Annotated in this window: 20 protein-coding genes; 17 read left to right on the top strand and 3 right to left on the bottom strand. The window is 39.1% G+C overall.

Annotated elements, in window-relative coordinates; all coding sequences use genetic code 11:
- Positions 1-58 precede the first annotated feature (58 nt).
- The 4 genes from SFC47_RS21405 (at position 59) to SFC47_RS21390 (ending at position 5,246) form a co-directional block, all read left to right on the top strand.
- Positions 59-1,801, top strand: coding sequence for an ABC transporter ATP-binding protein (locus tag SFC47_RS21405; protein WP_411256546.1), 1,743 nt, complete (start codon positions 59-61; stop codon positions 1,799-1,801).
- A complete protein-coding gene (locus SFC47_RS21400; protein WP_411256545.1) occupies positions 1,798-3,588 on the top strand; it encodes an ABC transporter ATP-binding protein in 1,791 nt (596 codons plus the stop codon). Before SFC47_RS21405 ends, SFC47_RS21400 begins: the two co-directional genes overlap by 4 nt.
- A 148-nt stretch (positions 3,589-3,736) precedes the next feature.
- On the top strand, positions 3,737-5,011 hold the full coding sequence (locus SFC47_RS21395; RefSeq protein WP_411256544.1) for an L-cysteine desulfidase family protein: 1,275 nt from the start codon (positions 3,737-3,739) through the stop codon (positions 5,009-5,011).
- A 61-nt stretch (positions 5,012-5,072) separates the two neighbouring features.
- Positions 5,073-5,246, top strand: a complete 174-nt coding sequence (locus tag SFC47_RS21390; protein ID WP_411256543.1) for a hypothetical protein — start codon at positions 5,073-5,075, stop codon at positions 5,244-5,246.
- Between the two features lie 44 nt (positions 5,247-5,290).
- On the opposite strand, the gene SFC47_RS21385 is transcribed toward SFC47_RS21390, so the two are convergent.
- Positions 5,291-6,964, bottom strand: coding sequence for an ABC transporter substrate-binding protein (locus SFC47_RS21385; RefSeq protein WP_411256542.1), 1,674 nt, complete (start codon positions 6,962-6,964; stop codon positions 5,291-5,293).
- 73 nt (positions 6,965-7,037) lie between these two features.
- Here SFC47_RS21385 and SFC47_RS21380 point away from each other — a divergent pair, with 73 nt between their 5' ends.
- The 5 genes from SFC47_RS21380 (at position 7,038) to SFC47_RS21360 (ending at position 11,229) form a co-directional block, all read left to right on the top strand.
- Positions 7,038-8,282, top strand: coding sequence for an MDR family MFS transporter (locus SFC47_RS21380; protein WP_411256541.1), 1,245 nt, complete (start codon positions 7,038-7,040; stop codon positions 8,280-8,282).
- Between the two features lie 16 nt (positions 8,283-8,298).
- Positions 8,299-8,841 (top strand): GNAT family N-acetyltransferase, encoded by a 543-nt coding sequence (locus SFC47_RS21375; protein WP_411256540.1) that lies wholly within the window; start codon positions 8,299-8,301, stop codon positions 8,839-8,841.
- A gap of 127 nt (positions 8,842-8,968) precedes the next feature.
- A complete protein-coding gene (locus tag SFC47_RS21370) occupies positions 8,969-9,742 on the top strand; it encodes an amino acid ABC transporter substrate-binding protein (RefSeq protein WP_411256539.1) in 774 nt (257 codons plus the stop codon).
- Positions 9,743-9,807: 65 nt separating this feature from the next.
- Positions 9,808-10,467, top strand: coding sequence for an amino acid ABC transporter permease (locus tag SFC47_RS21365; protein ID WP_411256538.1), 660 nt, complete (start codon positions 9,808-9,810; stop codon positions 10,465-10,467).
- A 15-nt stretch (positions 10,468-10,482) separates the two neighbouring features.
- Positions 10,483-11,229 (top strand): amino acid ABC transporter ATP-binding protein, encoded by a 747-nt coding sequence (locus SFC47_RS21360; RefSeq protein ID WP_411256537.1) that lies wholly within the window; start codon positions 10,483-10,485, stop codon positions 11,227-11,229.
- A gap of 59 nt (positions 11,230-11,288) precedes the next feature.
- Here the strand turns inward: SFC47_RS21360 and SFC47_RS21355 are convergent, their stop codons facing one another.
- Complete coding sequence (locus tag SFC47_RS21355; protein WP_411256536.1) at positions 11,289-11,717, bottom strand: VOC family protein; 429 nt, start codon at positions 11,715-11,717, stop codon at positions 11,289-11,291.
- A gap of 83 nt (positions 11,718-11,800) precedes the next feature.
- Positions 11,801-12,274: a hypothetical protein gene (locus SFC47_RS21350; RefSeq protein WP_411256535.1), complete on the bottom strand. Its 474-nt coding sequence runs from the start codon at positions 12,272-12,274 to the stop codon at positions 11,801-11,803.
- 95 nt (positions 12,275-12,369) lie between these two features.
- On the opposite strand from SFC47_RS21350, the gene SFC47_RS21345 reads away from it, so the two are divergent.
- The 8 genes from SFC47_RS21345 (at position 12,370) to SFC47_RS21310 (ending at position 17,062) form a co-directional block, all read left to right on the top strand.
- Positions 12,370-12,954: a vWA domain-containing protein gene (locus SFC47_RS21345; RefSeq protein WP_411256534.1), complete on the top strand. Its 585-nt coding sequence runs from the start codon at positions 12,370-12,372 to the stop codon at positions 12,952-12,954.
- Positions 12,955-13,057: 103 nt separating this feature from the next.
- Entirely contained in the window at positions 13,058-13,585 is a 528-nt protein-coding gene (gene hpt, locus SFC47_RS21340; protein ID WP_411256533.1) for a hypoxanthine phosphoribosyltransferase, read from the top strand.
- Between the two features lie 29 nt (positions 13,586-13,614).
- A complete protein-coding gene (locus tag SFC47_RS21335; RefSeq protein ID WP_411256532.1) occupies positions 13,615-13,845 on the top strand; it encodes a hypothetical protein in 231 nt (76 codons plus the stop codon).
- Positions 13,846-13,935: 90 nt separating this feature from the next.
- Entirely contained in the window at positions 13,936-14,514 is a 579-nt protein-coding gene (locus SFC47_RS21330) for a LemA family protein (protein ID WP_411256531.1), read from the top strand.
- Positions 14,511-15,269, top strand: a complete 759-nt coding sequence (locus tag SFC47_RS21325) for a TPM domain-containing protein (protein WP_411256530.1) — start codon at positions 14,511-14,513, stop codon at positions 15,267-15,269. Before SFC47_RS21330 ends, SFC47_RS21325 begins: the two co-directional genes overlap by 4 nt.
- Before the next feature lie 90 nt (positions 15,270-15,359).
- Positions 15,360-16,277: a heme o synthase gene (gene cyoE, locus SFC47_RS21320; protein ID WP_411256529.1), complete on the top strand. Its 918-nt coding sequence runs from the start codon at positions 15,360-15,362 to the stop codon at positions 16,275-16,277.
- 158 nt (positions 16,278-16,435) lie between these two features.
- On the top strand, positions 16,436-16,582 hold the full coding sequence (locus SFC47_RS21315) for a hypothetical protein (RefSeq protein WP_411256528.1): 147 nt from the start codon (positions 16,436-16,438) through the stop codon (positions 16,580-16,582).
- Between the two features lie 12 nt (positions 16,583-16,594).
- The gene (locus tag SFC47_RS21310; protein WP_411256527.1) at positions 16,595-17,062 is read left to right on the top strand and encodes a cytochrome c oxidase subunit II; all 468 of its coding nucleotides are present in this window, start codon (positions 16,595-16,597) and stop codon (positions 17,060-17,062) included.
- The last annotated feature ends 19 nt before the right edge of the window (positions 17,063-17,081 follow it).

Raw genomic sequence — 17,081 nt, 5'->3', positions numbered from 1 at the left:
ATAAAATTAATGAATATTTTCACTTTTTGTAATACAATAAATTCTTGCGAGGAGGATTATGATGAAATTATTAAAAATCACAGTAGACCATTTTAAACCATATTGGAGAAAGCTTTTGCTTGCTTTGTTTTTTTCTTTAGTGGGTGGAGCTTTTACCATTTTGCCCCCTATTCTAGCAGGAAAACTGGTGGATGAGGTAATAGGCGGCCGAGAAATGACATTCTTACTTTTACTTGTAGGGGGTGTTCTCATTGCCTACCTGGGGAAGTCGCTTTTTGAGACATTGCAGGAGTATGTGCAAGTGAAAATTGGCTTAGATGTAATTACCGATATGCAGATACGAGCTTTCAAAAAGCTGCACCGTACACCGATGTCTTTTTTTACAATGACACCAAGAGGAGATATGTTATATCGGTTAACGCATGATGTAGAGTCCGTTCAAAACTTGAATAACACGGTGGTACCCCGTATATTACAGCAAGTAATCGGTGCGGTTGCTGCATTTTCAGCTGTTTTCGCTTTATACTGGCCAGCCGCGATTGTCATGTTTGTTGTATTCGCTATTTACATATTTCCATCCTTTAAACTTGGTAAAACAATGAGGAAAATGAGCGCCGTACAGAGAGATATGAGCGCAGATATGTATCAGCATTTGCAAGAAAGTATTGAAAGCACCAGGCTTGTCAGGACATTTCAGACACAGAAAAAGGAAATTGAAACCCAGAGAAAAAAGCAGACAGAGTGGAAGAACTACTCGATTCGTGCAGCCTTAATTGGAAAGGTCAATTGGCGGCTTGGAAATTTATTTAATATTGCAACTCCCGGTGTTGTAATGTTAATCGGAGGCTTTTCCATCTGGAAAGGTGACCTGACCATTGGAACACTGATTGCATGTCTTAACTTTATTCCAATCATGTTTTTACCAGTACGGTCATTGGCTGAAAATGCATTAACGATTCAACAGGCTATACCAGCATTACAAAGAATCTATGAATATTTTGATCTGCCGGAAGAACATGAAGAAAATCTGCCTTCCTTTGGTGAAGTAGAAGGAAAGATTGATTTAGATAATATTTGGTTTACCTATCCAAATGGCGATAAAAAAATACTTAAAGGTGTTTCGCTTTCGATGGAACCAGGAAATCACATTGGGATTGTTGGTACTAGCGGCGGAGGGAAGAGTACACTTATACAAATTCTTCTCGGATTATATGAACCTGAAAAAGGGAAAGTCCTAATTGATGGAAAGAACCTATTCTCCTACAACCGAAATAGTTTTAGACAGCAGGTAGGCGTTGTGTCTCAGGAAACGTTTCTATTAAATAGTACACTCCGCAATAATCTTTTATATGGAAAAAAGGAAGCCACTCAAAAAGAATTGGATCAAGCAGTCGAAGCTGCGGGATTAACACAATTAATTGAATCCTTGGAAGATAAGTATGAAACAGTGGTCGGTGAACGAGGATTAAAACTGTCCGGCGGACAGCGGCAAAGGGTGGCACTTGCTAGAGCTATTCTGCGCCAGCCGCCCGTGTTAATTTTTGATGAAGCTACATCTTCCTTGGATGGTGAAACGGAGGAAAAGGTCCAGGAATCACTTGAACAATTAATTCCAGGAAGAACAACGATTACGATTGCCCACCGGCTTGTTACAGTTAGGAATGCCGATAAAATCCTGCTCTTAGACCAAGGGATGGTGGCGGAGCAAGGTACGCATGAGGAACTGCTCACTTTAAGAGGGCAGTATTACGAATTATACAAAGCTCAATATAGTGAGTTAGAAAAGGAGATGATTGGATGAGTGTAAATACCGTCTCCCAGCCGCAAAAGAACCGGGATGGCCGCCGAGTTCTGTCGTTTTTACGGCCATATAAAAAGTGGGTTATTGCCGACTCAGTCGTTATTGCCATAAGCCAAGTTTTTTCGGCATTAATCCCAACGCTAGCACTAAGCTGGCTTGTAGATACCATCATTCCTAATGAAAACCACTCCTGGCTGTGGGGATTAATGTGGTTATTAATCTTTTCTGCCATCTTTGATCTAGTCATGATGGTCATTGATGAATATTTTTGTCATCAGACAGCAAAGACCGTAACCAATTGGCAAAAGCTGCGCCTGTTCAGTCACCTGCAGGTGCTCCCTTATTCTTTCTATCATAACAATTCATCCGGCGAACTATTGGCAAGAGTTTCAGATGATCCTGATACCCTGCATAATTTTCTTGCTTGGGAAGGTTCGACCTTCATGGCAAGCGTTCAGGGGGTAATCATATATAGTCTAGTGCTGCTTTGGATTCATCCGTATTTAATGATTACAAGTGTGGTGCTGGGAATTATCTTTTATTGGACTTCTAATTATGTCGGTATCAGGACTAGAGCGGCATCGGCGGACGCACGGCAGGAGGCTTCCCGATATCTTGAAAGACTGAGAGAATCCGTTACGGGAATTCATTTGTCACGGGTTATGGGTGTTTCTGAAAATGAGGTTGAAAGTGTCATTGCGATTAGGAACTCATTTGTACAACATTCTATTAAAGAACTAAAGGCAAGAATGCAATCCGTAGTAGTCATTGCCAGCTATAATGGGTTTGCCCTAGGTGTTGTCTACTTAATTAGTACTTTATTAATTTGGAACGACAATTTAACAAGTGGACAAATGCTTACTGCTGGAGGATTAGTCACAATTGCCGCAAATGAAATGCAAAGATTGCTTCGTAACTGGCTGTCTGTAAGAAGAACGGGACCAGCGCTGGATCGCTCAGATATCCTGCTCTCTCATCAGCCTGCGGAAGCTGAAATAAAAGAAGGCATTCAAGGAGAAAGAGCAAGCGGCAGTATTCGCCTTAAAGACGTTACGTTTGCCTATCCAGGAAAAGAGGAAAATGTATTATCAGGTGTCACTTTTACAATTCAAGCGGGTGAGAAAGTAGCCTTAGTTGGACCTAGCGGTTCAGGAAAATCTACCATCGTCGATTTGCTGTTTAGATTTTATGAAACCAAAAATGGCCAAATTGAAGTCGATGGCAGGAATATTACCGAATGGGATACAGCTTGGCTGCGTTCACAAATGGCGATTGTAACTCAGGATGTCCAATTAAGGAATGGTTCATTGGCCGATAATCTGCGAATCGGAAAACCAGATGCTGCGGATGAGGAGTTACTTAAAGCCTTGCAGGATAGTGGTCTCGAAGAATTGGTTGAAAGTCTGCCGGAGGGATTGAATACAATGGTCGGAGAACGAGGCAGCCTTCTTTCAGGAGGACAGAAGCAGCGATTATCGCTGGCAAGAGCAATCATTAAAGATGCTCCAATCCTCATTCTTGATGAAGCGAGTTCAGCTCTCGATCCGATTACTGAAACGAAAATCAATGAGTCAGTCCTAAAAACAGGCAGGAAGCAGACTATCTTAATTATTTCCCACCGACTATCTACGGTTCTCTCGGCCGACAAGATTATTGTTCTAGAGAATGGAAGTATTGTCGAACAGGGCGGACACGCAGATTTGCTGGGAAATAACAATGGTGTCTATGCAAGATTGTTTGGAAGAGAAGCGGAAATTGGAGAAGAAACAATAGGCCATTCAGTGTAAGATAATCCAGTCATTAAAAAGAGTCTTTCCTTCAGTAGAAAGACTCTTTTTATTTTAGTATTTTTGGTAAAATTACCCCAAATATTTATCAGCATAGCTATGGTAATATCTTAGTTAAGGTAGTTTAGTAAGAGAAGGGGTGGAATATATGAAGAAGGGAAAAATAGAATCCATTCTCGAAAAAGAATTAGTCATTGCACTTGGCTGTACGGAACCTGTTGCGATTGCATTGGCTGCAGCAACTGCAAAAAGCTATGTTAAAGGGGAAATAGAAGAGATCGTATTAAAGGCAAGTGGAAATATAATCAAAAATGCTAAATCTGTTGGGATTCCAGGCATGGAATCCAGTGGTCTTGACTTCGCTGCAGCACTTGGAGCAGCTGCAGGAGATCCAACGAAACAACTCGAAGTACTGGATGGACTTACTTTTTACGATGAGCAGGCTGCGTTAAAACTAATCGAGAAAGGTAAAGTATCATCTGTTCAAGCCGATACACCGAAGAGACTTTATATTGAAGTGAATTTGAAAACCGATCAACATGCTTCTAAAGTAGTTATTTCAGATAATCATAGCAATATCACATTAATTGAGGTTGACGGTCAGGTTGTGTACACAGGTGGATGTGAAAATATTGGTATCCAAACAGACGAAGAAGAATTGGTAACACTCAGTATTGATGAAATTGTTGAATGGGTTCAGAGTGTTGAAATAAGCTCTTTATCAATTGTAAAAAAGAGTATTGAATTAAATAGAGTAATTGGGAAAGAAGGTCTTTCTGGAGATTATGGATTAAGTGTAGGAAAGACGATAAAAGAGAATGTAAAAAAAGGAATTCTGTCAGATGATATCGCCACTGCGGCAATGTCATTAGCTGCTGCCGGTTCAGATGCTAGAATGGCAGGTTCGACACTCCCAGTAATGGCTAACACTGGAAGCGGTAATCAAGGAATAGCCGTAACTCTTCCCGTTGTGGCAGTTGCAGAAAAACTAAGGGTTTCAGAGGAAGAAATGATTCGAGCTGTTGCACTCAGCCATCTAATTACTATTCATATCAAATCAAAATTTGGACGTTTATCGGCACTGTGCGGTGTAACTGCGGCTGGAATGGGTGCAAGTGGAGCCATTGTATATTTACTTGGAGGTAATCTGCAGCAAATTAAAGCTGCGATTCAAAATACCATCGGTAATGTTTCTGGAATGATTTGTGATGGGGCCAAGGCAGGCTGTGCAATGAAAGTATCCACATGTTCAAATGTTGCGGTTCAATCAGCATTATTAGCACTCAACAATCAAGAAATAAAATCTACTGATGGGTTTATCCATGATGACGTGGAAAAAAGTATTGAAAGCTTCTGTAAGCTTGGAAATGAAGGAACTAGGCATACAGACGAACTAATTTTAAAACTAATGATGGAAAAGTAATCCTTATATTATTGGTATATGTGCACATACTATCTTTGAAAAATATAAGGAGGTGCCACATATGCCTAAAGCTAAACAATATGTTGATCAAAGTATGTCATCGGTACAAAGTACGGTTGATTCATTACAGCAAGCACTCAGTAACGCTGAAAAACCTGATAACAAAAACAAAATTCAACAAGCTATCAATTCGCTTCAGTCTGTACAGGAACAATTATCAGGATATCAAGATTAATAAGCTCAGTGCCTGACATTCGGATGTCAGGCACTGTTTTTTTACTAAAATTTGGGCTTCATCCATAATTTCGATAAATCAACATAGCCGAAATGTTTAATCTCGACGTTCATCAAATTAATGGAAAATGGTATTTGCCGTTTAGAATAATAGAGTGGAATACAAAGGGAATTTTCTATTAGGTACTTTTCTATTTTCAAATGATGGCCAATCCACTGTTCAAAGGGCAATTCATCGTAAGCTCGAATACATTTCTGCAGATAAGTATCACTTTGTGTTAATTTTCGAAGTGGTGAAAGGTTATTTTTTATAAAATTAAAATAAGAAAAGCTTTGGTTCAGCTCAAAAATCTCCCCATGAATAAATATATCTGCATCTGCTTTTAGGTGATCATGATACAGGGCATCATGAAATGAAACTTCTTCTATTTCTATATCAATTCCAGCATTCTCAAGGATTGTCATTAACCAATAGGAAACATCCTTTGCATATCCTGTGTATCGCATGCGAATCGGCTTTGTGAGAGCAGGCTTTGATAGTTTAGGCATTGAATATGGCTTTGAATGACCTATTAAACAACCAGAATTGTTTTCTGAAATAAGTGGATGTATATTAGAAATTTGTGGGCGATTTTCGTCGATCAGCATATGAATGTAATCCCTAACTTCACTTCTAGCTATATCCGATTGGCGAAATGGATTCATTACGACAATACCAAAGCCAGAATCACTTTCGACCTCGAACGTGCCCACCTCCTTTGACTCATGGGCACCGTAATAGACATTTCCAAACTCTCTGGAAACCTGAATAAATTCAACAGTATCTAATAGTGGACGCTCTCCATAATAATGTTTAAATGCATGTAAAATCGTTTTCTCTTCCGAATTTTCCCCCATAAAGAAACTGCCTGTTCCAAGGACGTGTCCGCTTATTTCTTTATAAATACTAGCAGACATCATACTCAAGAGCGGTAGAATATAGGTACAGCCATTCGGAAATTCCAGCTCAACCACAAGTGAAGCGGGAGAGGTTATTTTTGTAATGGGTTTCCAAAGTTCAGCATAAATCACATCCTGCTTCATTCGTATAAAAGATTGGACAACGTCCTCTGCTTTTAGGATGGAACCATCATGAAAGGCTACATCTTTTCTTAAATACAAAGTCAATTTGGTGTTAGTTAGTTCCCAGCTGTGCGCAATCTCAGGGGTAATTGTGTTATCCTCCTGCAATACTGCAACTCGGTTATAAATGTTTGCTACAAGATTTGCACTATGTACATCTGCAGCCTTTAAGGGATGAAACGTTAAGAAAGGGTAAAATCGAGGAATCACCAGCCGGTCCTGCCCCTCTTGATGAAAACCAAACTTGGATTGAAATTTCGTCATTAATCGCTGTTTCGTTTCAGTCGACCAGTCAAACAATAATAATTTACTTACTTGTTCAATAGAATAGCTCTCTAATTGGGAGAGAAAATACTTTTCATAGTTTGATTCTACATCCTTTATCCATTGTAAATGCGAATCGTTTCCTCTTCCTCGGCCAGCCCGAAATGTCAGCCATCCTTCCTCCTGCCATTGACTTAGTTTGCGCCGGGTTTGCTTAGTGCTAAGATTCAAAGACTCAGCCAGCTCCACTACTTTAACATTACCAGATGAGGTTGAATTCCAAAGGGTTAATAAATAATGGTCCAAAAATCTCATTCCTTTAAAAGTAGACATTTTTTTGAAAATTGGTCATTTTTAAACTGTTACGTCTAGTTTACTATAAGAAGTATGAAAGGTGTTGAAAAATATGGCATGGAAAGACTATCCTCAAAATATTAAAGTTCGACTGATTACCTCATTTTTTAACCGAGCAATCGCAAGCTCCGTAATGCCGTTTATGGCTTTATTCTTTGCACAGCATAAGGGTGCAGTTTGGGCAGGTATTTTCTTAGCGATTACGGTTATTATCAGTTTTTTTATTAACTTTATCGGCGGCTATATTTCAGACCGCTTCCCAAGGAAGAAAATAATTATCTTATCGTCAACTTCCAGTGCGCTTATGTTCCTGCTTATGACAATAAGTTTACTGCCTGATGAAAAATGGATTGTATTATTTGCAATCAGTTATGTCATTTTCACCATAACTAGCTCTCTTGGACGTCCTGCTGTGCACGCAATCATTATTGACTCGACAACACCGGAAAACCGAAAGAGTGTGTATGCTCTTGATTATTGGCTGGTTAATTTAGCGATGGCAATTGGAGCAGCATTAGGCGGACTGCTATATGTGAATCATCAACTAGAACTATTTATTGCATTAACCATCGTTTCCACTAGCTTACCGATTGCCTATGGCATCTGGTTACAGGATACTCGTGTAAAGCTGCTAGAGAAGAAACATGAAAATATTTTTATGGATCTTATCCAGAACTACAAAGTCGCCTTCCAGGATAAACCATTTGTGATGGCTGTTAGTGGGTCCATGTTTATTTTTGCAGCCGAATTCTCTTTAAATAGTTACATAGGTGTTCGATTAGCAGAGGAATTCAAGTCTGTTTTTGTAGGAAATTTTGAAGTAGCTGGAGTAAGGATGCTTAGTTTTCTAAATATCGAAAATATGCTGATGGTTGTGGCCCTGACCTTCTTTGTTACGAAAATAACGGATAAGTTTTCTCCGCGGAAGATGCTGCTCGTCGGGCTTCTGTTCTATAGTGCAGGATATACCATTGTAACATCAGCAAATATCTGGTATGTCTTGGTATTATTCAACGCCATTGCGACAATTGGTGAGCTAATTTATTCACCAATCGCCAATGCTGAAAAAGCCAATATGATGCCAGAGGATAAGCGCGGCTCCTATTCTGCTTTTTCTAATTTAGGCTTCAGTGGTGCCGATTTAATTGCTCGTGGTGCCATCGTATTGGGTGCATTTTTAGTGCCAACAATGATGTCTGTTTTCCTTGGAATGATTTTAATGGCCGGGTCATTCCTGCTCTATAGTGGACTTTTTGTGGTAAATAAAATCAGAGTTCAAAAGAACATGTCAATGTAAATGAGGGGGCCCTATAGTGCTAAAAGTCGAGATTAGAAGACCTAGAATCGAAGAAACTGAAGAACTTAACCAATTTTTTAGGACGGTCATTACCGATACCTTTAAAAGGGAAGGATTAGCGGAGTTAATCGAAGATTGTGAAGCTGAAATTGACAGTAAGAACAAGTATCTAAAAATGGATTTTGAGAGCAGCGGACAAAAAAGATATTTTTTAATAGCATTGGCACAAAACAAAATTATTGGAACAATAGCATATGGGATGGCAAATGAACTGATTCAAAAGTGCACCAATGGAGAACTGGGGAATATGGTTGAAATCGGAACGGTATACGTACACCCAGATTATCAAAGACAGGGTGTGGGGAATACACTGTTAGCTGAGATGTACCAAACATTACAAGCTAGGGGAATTCAAGCATTCTGTCTGGACAGCGGCTACAAAACTGCTCAACGTATTTGGAAAAAGAAATTCGGAGAACCTGAGTATTTCATGAAGGATTACTGGGGGCAGGGGCAAGATCATATGATATGGAAACAACCAGTTCGGGGAGTCTATTAATATAGGCTCCTTTTATTATTCTATTATTTCTGTTGTACTTTGTAACATTATAGTGTTATAATGTGGTAGTATGATAATACGTTAACGTACTAAAGTAAAATATTAATATAAAAAGGGGTACATACAAATGAAAAAATTCGCCACTTTGTTTCTTATAGTAACAGCACTACTCGTGGTTTTTACTGGATGCTCAAATTCGGCTAGTAAGGAGGAAGACAAGCTTGTCATCGGAATTGATGATAAATTTGCACCAATGGGATTCCGTGATGAGGATAACAATATCGTTGGGTTCGACATCGATTACGCTAAAGCAGCAGCGGAAAAGATGGGGAAAGAAGTAACTTTCCAGCCAATCGACTGGAAAACAAAAGAAGCAGAGCTTGCCAGCGGAAGAATTGACCTTATTTGGAACGGATACACTATTACAGATGAACGGAAAGAAAAAGTCCTTTTCACAAAACCTTATTTAAAAAATGCACAGGTAATCGTGACGCTTGCTGATTCAAAGGTTACGAAGCTTGATGATTTAGAAGGTAAAGTAGTTGGACTGCAATCATTATCATCCGCTTCTGATGCCCTAAACGCATCACCGGTTAAAGAAAAAATTAAGACAGTAACGGAATTTGCCGATAATGTACAAGCCCTGACAGACTTAAAAAGCGGCCGTTTGGATGCAGTCGTCATTGATGAAATAGTTATCAATTACTACATGACAAAAGAGGCAGATACATTTAATGTCCTAGAAGAATCTCTTGCTCCAGAGGAGTATGGGATTGGTGTGAAAAAAGGAAATGAAGAGTTACTAGAAAAGCTTCAGAAGTCACTTGATGAAATGAATGAAGACGGAACAGCTCGAGACATCTCGAAAAAGTGGTTTGGCGAAGATAAGGTATTAAAGTAAGAATGAATATAAGGCAAAACAGGATTTCCTAATGGGAACCCTGTTTTGTTTTTGGAGGAATTAACATGTCTTTTGAATATTTCACTTCCATTCTTGTCCCTATGCTGGAAGGGGCACAAATGACGATTCTATTGTTTTTCATTGCCATTATTGTCTCTGTCCCACTTGGATTCCTGCTGACACTTGCTGTCAAAAGCAGCTTAAAGCCAGTATCATTACTTGCGCAGGGCTATATTTACGTAATGAGAGGTACACCGCTATTACTACAATTACTATTGATCTGCTTCGGCCTGCCAATGCTGCCGGTGGTCGGTGAATATTTAGTGTTAGACCGATTCGTGGCGGCATGTCTGGGGTTTATATTAAACTATGCAGCCTATTTTGCTGAGATTTTCAGGGGCGGTCTTTTGGCTATTGATAAAGGACAATATGAGGCATCAAAGGTCCTTGGGTTAAGTAAATGGCAGACCACAACAAAGATTATATTACCGCAAATGTTCCGGGTTACCCTCCCAGCCATTGCAAATGAATCCGTAACACTTGTTAAAGACACAGCACTGCTATATGCTGTTGCAGTACCGGAGCTGCTTCACTACGCGCAGACTGCGGTAAATCGTGACTTTACCATTGTTCCATTTTTCATTGCGGGAATCATTTATCTTGTTATGACACTTGTATTAACATTTATTTTTAAAGGAATCGAACGAAGATACAAATTTGAATAAGAAGGATTGGTAACTGTGGCAATCATTGAAATATCCAACCTGAAGAAATCGTACGGCAAGCTGGATGTACTTAAACAGATAACATTTGATGTGAATAAAAATGATGTAGTAGCAGTAATCGGACCATCTGGATCAGGGAAAAGCACCATGCTCCGCAGTTTGGTTCACTTGGAAGAAATAAATGCAGGAAGCATTACCATTGCAGGTGATTCGTTTGTTAAGGATGGAGTCTATACAAAGCCGCAGGAAATTAAGAAGATTACCTCTAAAATGGGAATGGTCTTTCAGCATTTTAATTTATTCCCGCACCTGACGGTAAAGGAAAATTTAGAACTGCCTCCTAAATTGGTAAAGAACGAGTCTATTGCATCCATTAGGCAGAGGAGTACGGAACTTTTAAGGAAGATTGGTCTGACAGACAGAGCTGATGCCTATCCTGCGAGCCTATCAGGCGGTCAAAAACAAAGGGTGGCAATTGCGAGGGCGCTAATGATGAACCCTGAGATTCTATTATTTGATGAACCTACTTCTGCATTGGATCCTGAATTGACGGGAGAGGTGCTCGAGGTCATTAAGGCGCTGGCACATGAGCAGATGACGATGATCGTAGTTACGCATGAAATGGGCTTTGCAAGAGAAGTGGCAAACAGGGTTATTTTCATGGATAACGGTGAAATTATTGAATCAGGGCATCCTAATGAATTGTTTACAAATCCAAAGAATGAACGGACAAAAGCCTTCTTAAGCAGGAGCTTAAAATAATATGAATGCAAAAAGGATACAGCCATGAAGAGCTGTATCCTTTTTTTAAATTGCGAATATTAACTTCCATATTCTCCGTTATCATGGCTTATCTGCCAATGGATACCGAATTTATCGGTAACCTGCCCATAGAGTTTAGCCCAGAAGGTTTCTTGGAGCTCCATTGTAACAGTGCCGCCTTCTTTTAATTGATCATACCAAGATTGGATATCATCTAAATTTGTACTTACTAACGCCATTGTCACGTTGTTGCCTTCGATAAATGGTGCTCCTGGGAAATTGTCTGAGAACATAACGGTACTGCCATCGATATTCAGCCGGGTGTGCATAATCAAATTTTTTGCTTCCTCTGGCATTGGGTAATCAGGATGCTGCGGCTGATCACCAAAGGTCATAATTTGTGGTGCTTCCGTTTTAAATACCTTCGCATAAAATTCTACAGCTTGACGGGTGTTACCATTAAAAACAAGATACGCATTTATTGGCATTTTCTTCACTCCTCATAAATGGTTATGTACAACTTTCATTCTATCCGATTAATTCGATATTAGTCTGGTTTTATCCTTTTTTATCACAAAGAATTTAAGCTAAAATAGTCCAAAGCCTGATTGATAACATCAAAATCATATATTTTTTTCTCGAGACAAAACTGGATCACCAAATCGAAGGTATCGCTGTCTGATAGAGAGTAGCCAGCGGAACTTACTAGAGTATCTGTTTCTTTTTTTGTGAGTTCAAGTGCCAGCGCTAGGGTGACAACAGTGTTTTTCCCCGGCTTATATTCGGAGTTAGAGCGTATTTTTGAAAAATGCCTGCGGTCGATTCCAGCGCGTTTGTAAATAAATGAGTCACTGACGTTTTTTTTATCAATAAAACGAAACAATGTTTGGTTAAAGGCTGGCTGCCGTTTTGATACAATAAAGTCTTCTATTTCAGTACTTTGAAGCTCTTCAGATTTCTGAAAGCTTATGGATTCAAACATCTGAAGTTTCAAGTGATTTTCTATATATGCCTGTAATTCTAGTAAAAGCCCCTTATCAATCATACCCTAACCCCCGAAAATGTCGCTTATCAGGCGACCAAATAATATATGAACCCATCTATTATTATAATATAAACGTTTTTGAAAGGATGATAGAGATGAACAAGAATCTAACAGAAATTATTTTTCTCTTAGACCGAAGCGGCTCAATGGGCGGCCTGGAAGGTGATACGATTGGCGGGTTTAATGCTTTTATTGAAAAACAAAGGGAATTAGAAGGTAAAACGTTGGTCACAGCTGTTCTATTTGATGATCACTATGAAATCGTTTGGAATGGTGTTGAGGCTTATAAAGTGAAGCTTACCGAGGAAAAATATTTTGTTAGAGGCTGTACGGCTCTTTTGGATGCGGTAGGAAAAACTATACTGGATGTTGGTTACCGATTTTCAAAAACAAATGAAGAGAATCGTCCAGGGAAGGTTATATTTGTTATCACAACAGATGGTTATGAGAATGCAAGCAAGGAATTCACCTATGAAAAGGTGAAAGAGTTAATCAAACACCAGCAGGAGAAATATAGCTGGGAGTTCATCTTTCTAGGAGCAAACATTGATGCCGAGATGGAAGCGAACAGTCTTGGAATTGATATCGAGAATGCATATAGCTTTGAGGCTTCTGAAACTGGAGTTGAATGCATGTATAAGATGGTCAGTGAGGCAGTTACAGAAAAAAGATGCCTTTAATGAAACTATACAGAAATTGTCTTTCTGGAAAATTTGTATTCAGTATTATTTTTTGGAATAATAATGGAGTCTAGCAGGATTTTTTAGAAAGAAGGTATGATTTATGCCATACAGAGTGAAAGATACAATGATTTCGGAAAATGAAATTAAAAAAAGAGTGAAAGAATTAGCACAAGAAATTGAACATGATTTAAAGAATGAGCCAATCATGTTAATCGTTGTACTAAAAGGATCTTTTGTTTTCGCAGCAGATTTAATTCGTGAAATGAAGGGAAATATAAACGTCGATTTCATTTCAGTTTCAAGTTATAGTGACCAGACGGAAACAACCGGAAAAGTAAAACTATTAAAGGACCTTGATGAGGACATTACGAATAAAAATGTTGTAGTGGTTGAAGATATTATAGACAGCGGATTAACACTGCATTTTCTGAAAGACCATTTGAATATGCATAAACCGAAGCAAATAAAAATTTGCACACTTTTAGACAAGCCTGAAAGAAGAAGAGTGGACTTGCCAGTGGATTATGTGGGCTTTGTAATTCCTGATGAATTCATTGTCGGTTATGGAATCGATTATGCGCAAAAGTATAGAAATTTACCTTATATTGCGACTGTAGAAGAGTATTAGTTTTCTCAACTTATAGGAGGTTGTATGCTTTGTCTGCCAATATTTTCAAAGGAAAGAAAGATGAAGAAAAAAATAACCTTGAAGAAATACTAGAACATTCAATTGAAGTAGAAGAAGATCTCATGAGGACTTACCTTATTACAGCAGAACGGATTCACGATGATGATGAATTAAAGGACCGGCTGGAAAACTTTGCAGAAGGCAATGCAAAAAGGACAAAACAGCTTTTAGATGAATTAAAAGAAAATAAAGAAAAGTAATAGGAAGCTGTGTGGATTAAGAAATCCGCACAGCTTTTCATATTTCTAATGGGAAGTGATACATACTAGTAAGAAAGGAGTGTGTTCAGATTGAAAAAAGGTTATCTGATTATTGGAATCATTGTGGCTGTTATTGTTCTAATAGCTGCTATGCTGATACCGAGCTATAACAACTTTGTTACCCTCGAAGAAAATGTAGACCAATCTTATGCTCAAATTGAAAATCAACTTCAAAGAAGACTTGATTTAATACCAAACCTTGTGAATACCGTAAAAGGCTATGCTTCTCATGAAAAAGAAGTGATTGCATCTATTTCAGATGCACGAGCAAGGTTAGCAGGAGCGGATACCGTTGAAGAGGAGGCAACTGCAAATGCTGAATTAACAGGTGCTTTGAGCAGATTACTGGTAGTAGTAGAGAACTATCCCAATCTAAAAGCAGATCAACAGTTCACTCAATTAATGGATGAGCTGTCGGGAACTGAAAATAGAATTTCAGTTGCACGGAAGGATTATAATGACCAGGTTGCAGTTTATAACAAAAGAATTAAACGGTTTCCTGGATCGCTGATTGCAGGAATGACTGGTTTTGATGAAAAGGAATATTTCACAGCTGATCCTAAAGCGGCAGAGGCTCCAGAGGTTGACTTTGGAGGAAATGGCGAATGAAACCGAAATTGGTTTCAAGTTTTCTTCTTTTCTTTTTTTTCCTATTTCAAGGCGGAGCATTTGCTCAAACTATCAAAATGCCTGCTCCAATTGGCGATATTTATGTCCAAGACTTTGCTAAAGTTTTAACGGAGGAAGAAGCAGCGGAAATAAGAAGTATAGGAAGAAGCATTGAAGACCAGACCACTGCACAAATATCGGTCTTAACGGTGGAAACCATTGGCGAGCACAGCATGGAGGAGTTTTCAAATGAAGCCTTCCGGCAATATGGGATTGGCAATGAAAAAGAAGACAATGGGGTTTTGCTTGTCATTGCTGTAAGTGATCGTTTAATTAGAATCGAAGTAGGATATGGATTGGAAGGAAGAATCCCGGACGGAAAAGCAGGGCGGATTCTTGATCAAAATGCCATTCCATATCTTCAAAATGGAAAGCCAAACATGGCGGTACTTGAAACGTATAAGGTACTTGCGAATGAAGTTTTAGCGGAATATGGCCAAGAAGGCGGGGTGTCTTCTCCCGAAAGGCAAACCGAACCGCTGCCTGCAGCTAGAGAAGGCGGTGGAATTCCTGCATGGCTGTTGATTCTTATAGTCGTTGTGGTGGTATTCCTTGATTTTAAATTTTTTGGCGGAACACTCACCTATCTTCTGTTATCGATCATCTCTCTCGGAAGGGGAGGCGGCGGAGGCGGAGGTTTCAGAGGCGGGGGCGGCGGTTCTTCGGGCGGCGGTGGTGCAGGCAGAGGGTGGTAATAGAAAATAGCCTATAGTGATTCATATCATGCAAAACTCCGAAAAAGTATGCTTTAATAAGGTGAAGGAATATGTGGGGAGGTATAGTACATGAATAAAAACGAAATACCTTCTATTAGCAGTAGGAAATCACCTTTCATCTCTGTCTCTATTTTAATAAAAGATTTGAAGTCACTGTTGAAGGCTGGTGTTTTGGCAGCGAATGTCCTGCCTGTCTTTTCAGGGTTCTGGTTAGCTCTTCATTTTACGAATAAATCTTTTCTTGATTACTGGGAATTATTCTTGCTGACAATGATTGGAAGTACTTTGGTAATGGGTGGAGCACTTATCCTTAATAATTGGTATGATGTTGATATTGATACCATCATGGAAAGAACGAAAAGCCGTCCAACCGTAACCGGGAATATTCCGTTAAATGTCGTGTTAACGATGGGTATTGTTTTTACTGTACTAGGGTTTATCTTTTTAATTTTCACCACACTTGAAGCCGCCATTTATGGATTGGTGGGGTGGTTTACGTATGTGTTTTTGTATACCATGTGGTCTAAACGGAGATATACGTTTAATACTGTTATTGGAAGTGTTTCTGGAGCGGTTACTCCATTAATTGGATGGACAGTGATTGAGTCCAGTTTGCATATCATTCCATTGATGTTATTTCTGATTTTATTTATTTTTCAAATGCCGCATACCTTTGCGATTGCGATGAAGAAATGTAAAGAATATAGTGCGGCTGGGGTAGCGATGCTGCCTGTGGTACGCGGGTTTGCTGTTACAAAAGTTCAAATAGTGGTCTATGTAGCCTGTTTACTGCCATTACCATTTTTTTTAGCACCGCTTGGCACACCTTTTTTTGTGCTTGCTACTCTATTTAATGTGGGCTGGTTAGGAGTCGCAATCAGTGGATTTTTTACCAAAAACGATTTAAAGTGGGCACACGTGAACTTCCTCTATTCTGTAAATTATATAACGATCCTATTTTTATTAATGGTTTTTGTTACGATATAGCGAGTAAAAAAAACTGTCCTTTTTAGCTGCACACTTTAGCAGCTGGAAAGGACAGTTTTTTTTATAAAAATTTCTTTGCCCGTGATTCAGTTCACTACATTGAGAATCAGTCGCAATTATTATAAAGGTAAGAACAAATTAAGGGGGTTGATTTACCGATGGCAGCTACAAAGGTAACTAATAAAGGCAAGAAAGAAGAGCACGAAGCACCGCTAAAAGGAACCTGGATTTCCGTAACAGTGGTTGGAGTAGTGATTGTTGCTACGTATATAGTTCTATACGGTCTTTACATGGCCAGGATATAAGGGGGGATAAAGATGAAAATGCATCTTGACGAAAAAATATGGCTTACCATCAGCTTTGGTATCATAATGGGCTTTATGTTAATCACAGGCTACCAAGCCTTTGCACTAGAAATGGGACCACCAAGTAATATGGAAACGATTGATCCACAAAAGGTTGATCAAACGGCACCATTCGATAACCCAGGAGTTAAAGAAGTTGGTGACAATGAATATGAAGTGGTTATGACGCTGCAAGCATTCGGATTTACTCCAAATAACATTGAAATTCCTGCAGGGGCAAAAGTTACATTTATTATGACTTCAAAGGATGTTGTCCACGGATTTGAAGTAGCAGGAACAAATTTAAATGCAATGGTTATGCCAGGACATATTCAAAAAATCACACAAACATTTGATAAGCCAGGAAGTTATTTAGTTATCTGTAATGAATATTGTGGTGCGGGTCACCAAGTAATGAGTACTACGATTACGGTTAAATAAGGGGTGATAGTTGATGAAA

The organism is Neobacillus niacini (assembly GCF_046591715.1).
GTDB lineage: Bacteria > Bacillota > Bacilli > Bacillales > Cytobacillaceae > Neobacillus > Neobacillus niacini_L.
Note: the sequence above shows the minus strand (reverse complement) of the source record. Positions and strands in the feature narration are given on the sequence as shown.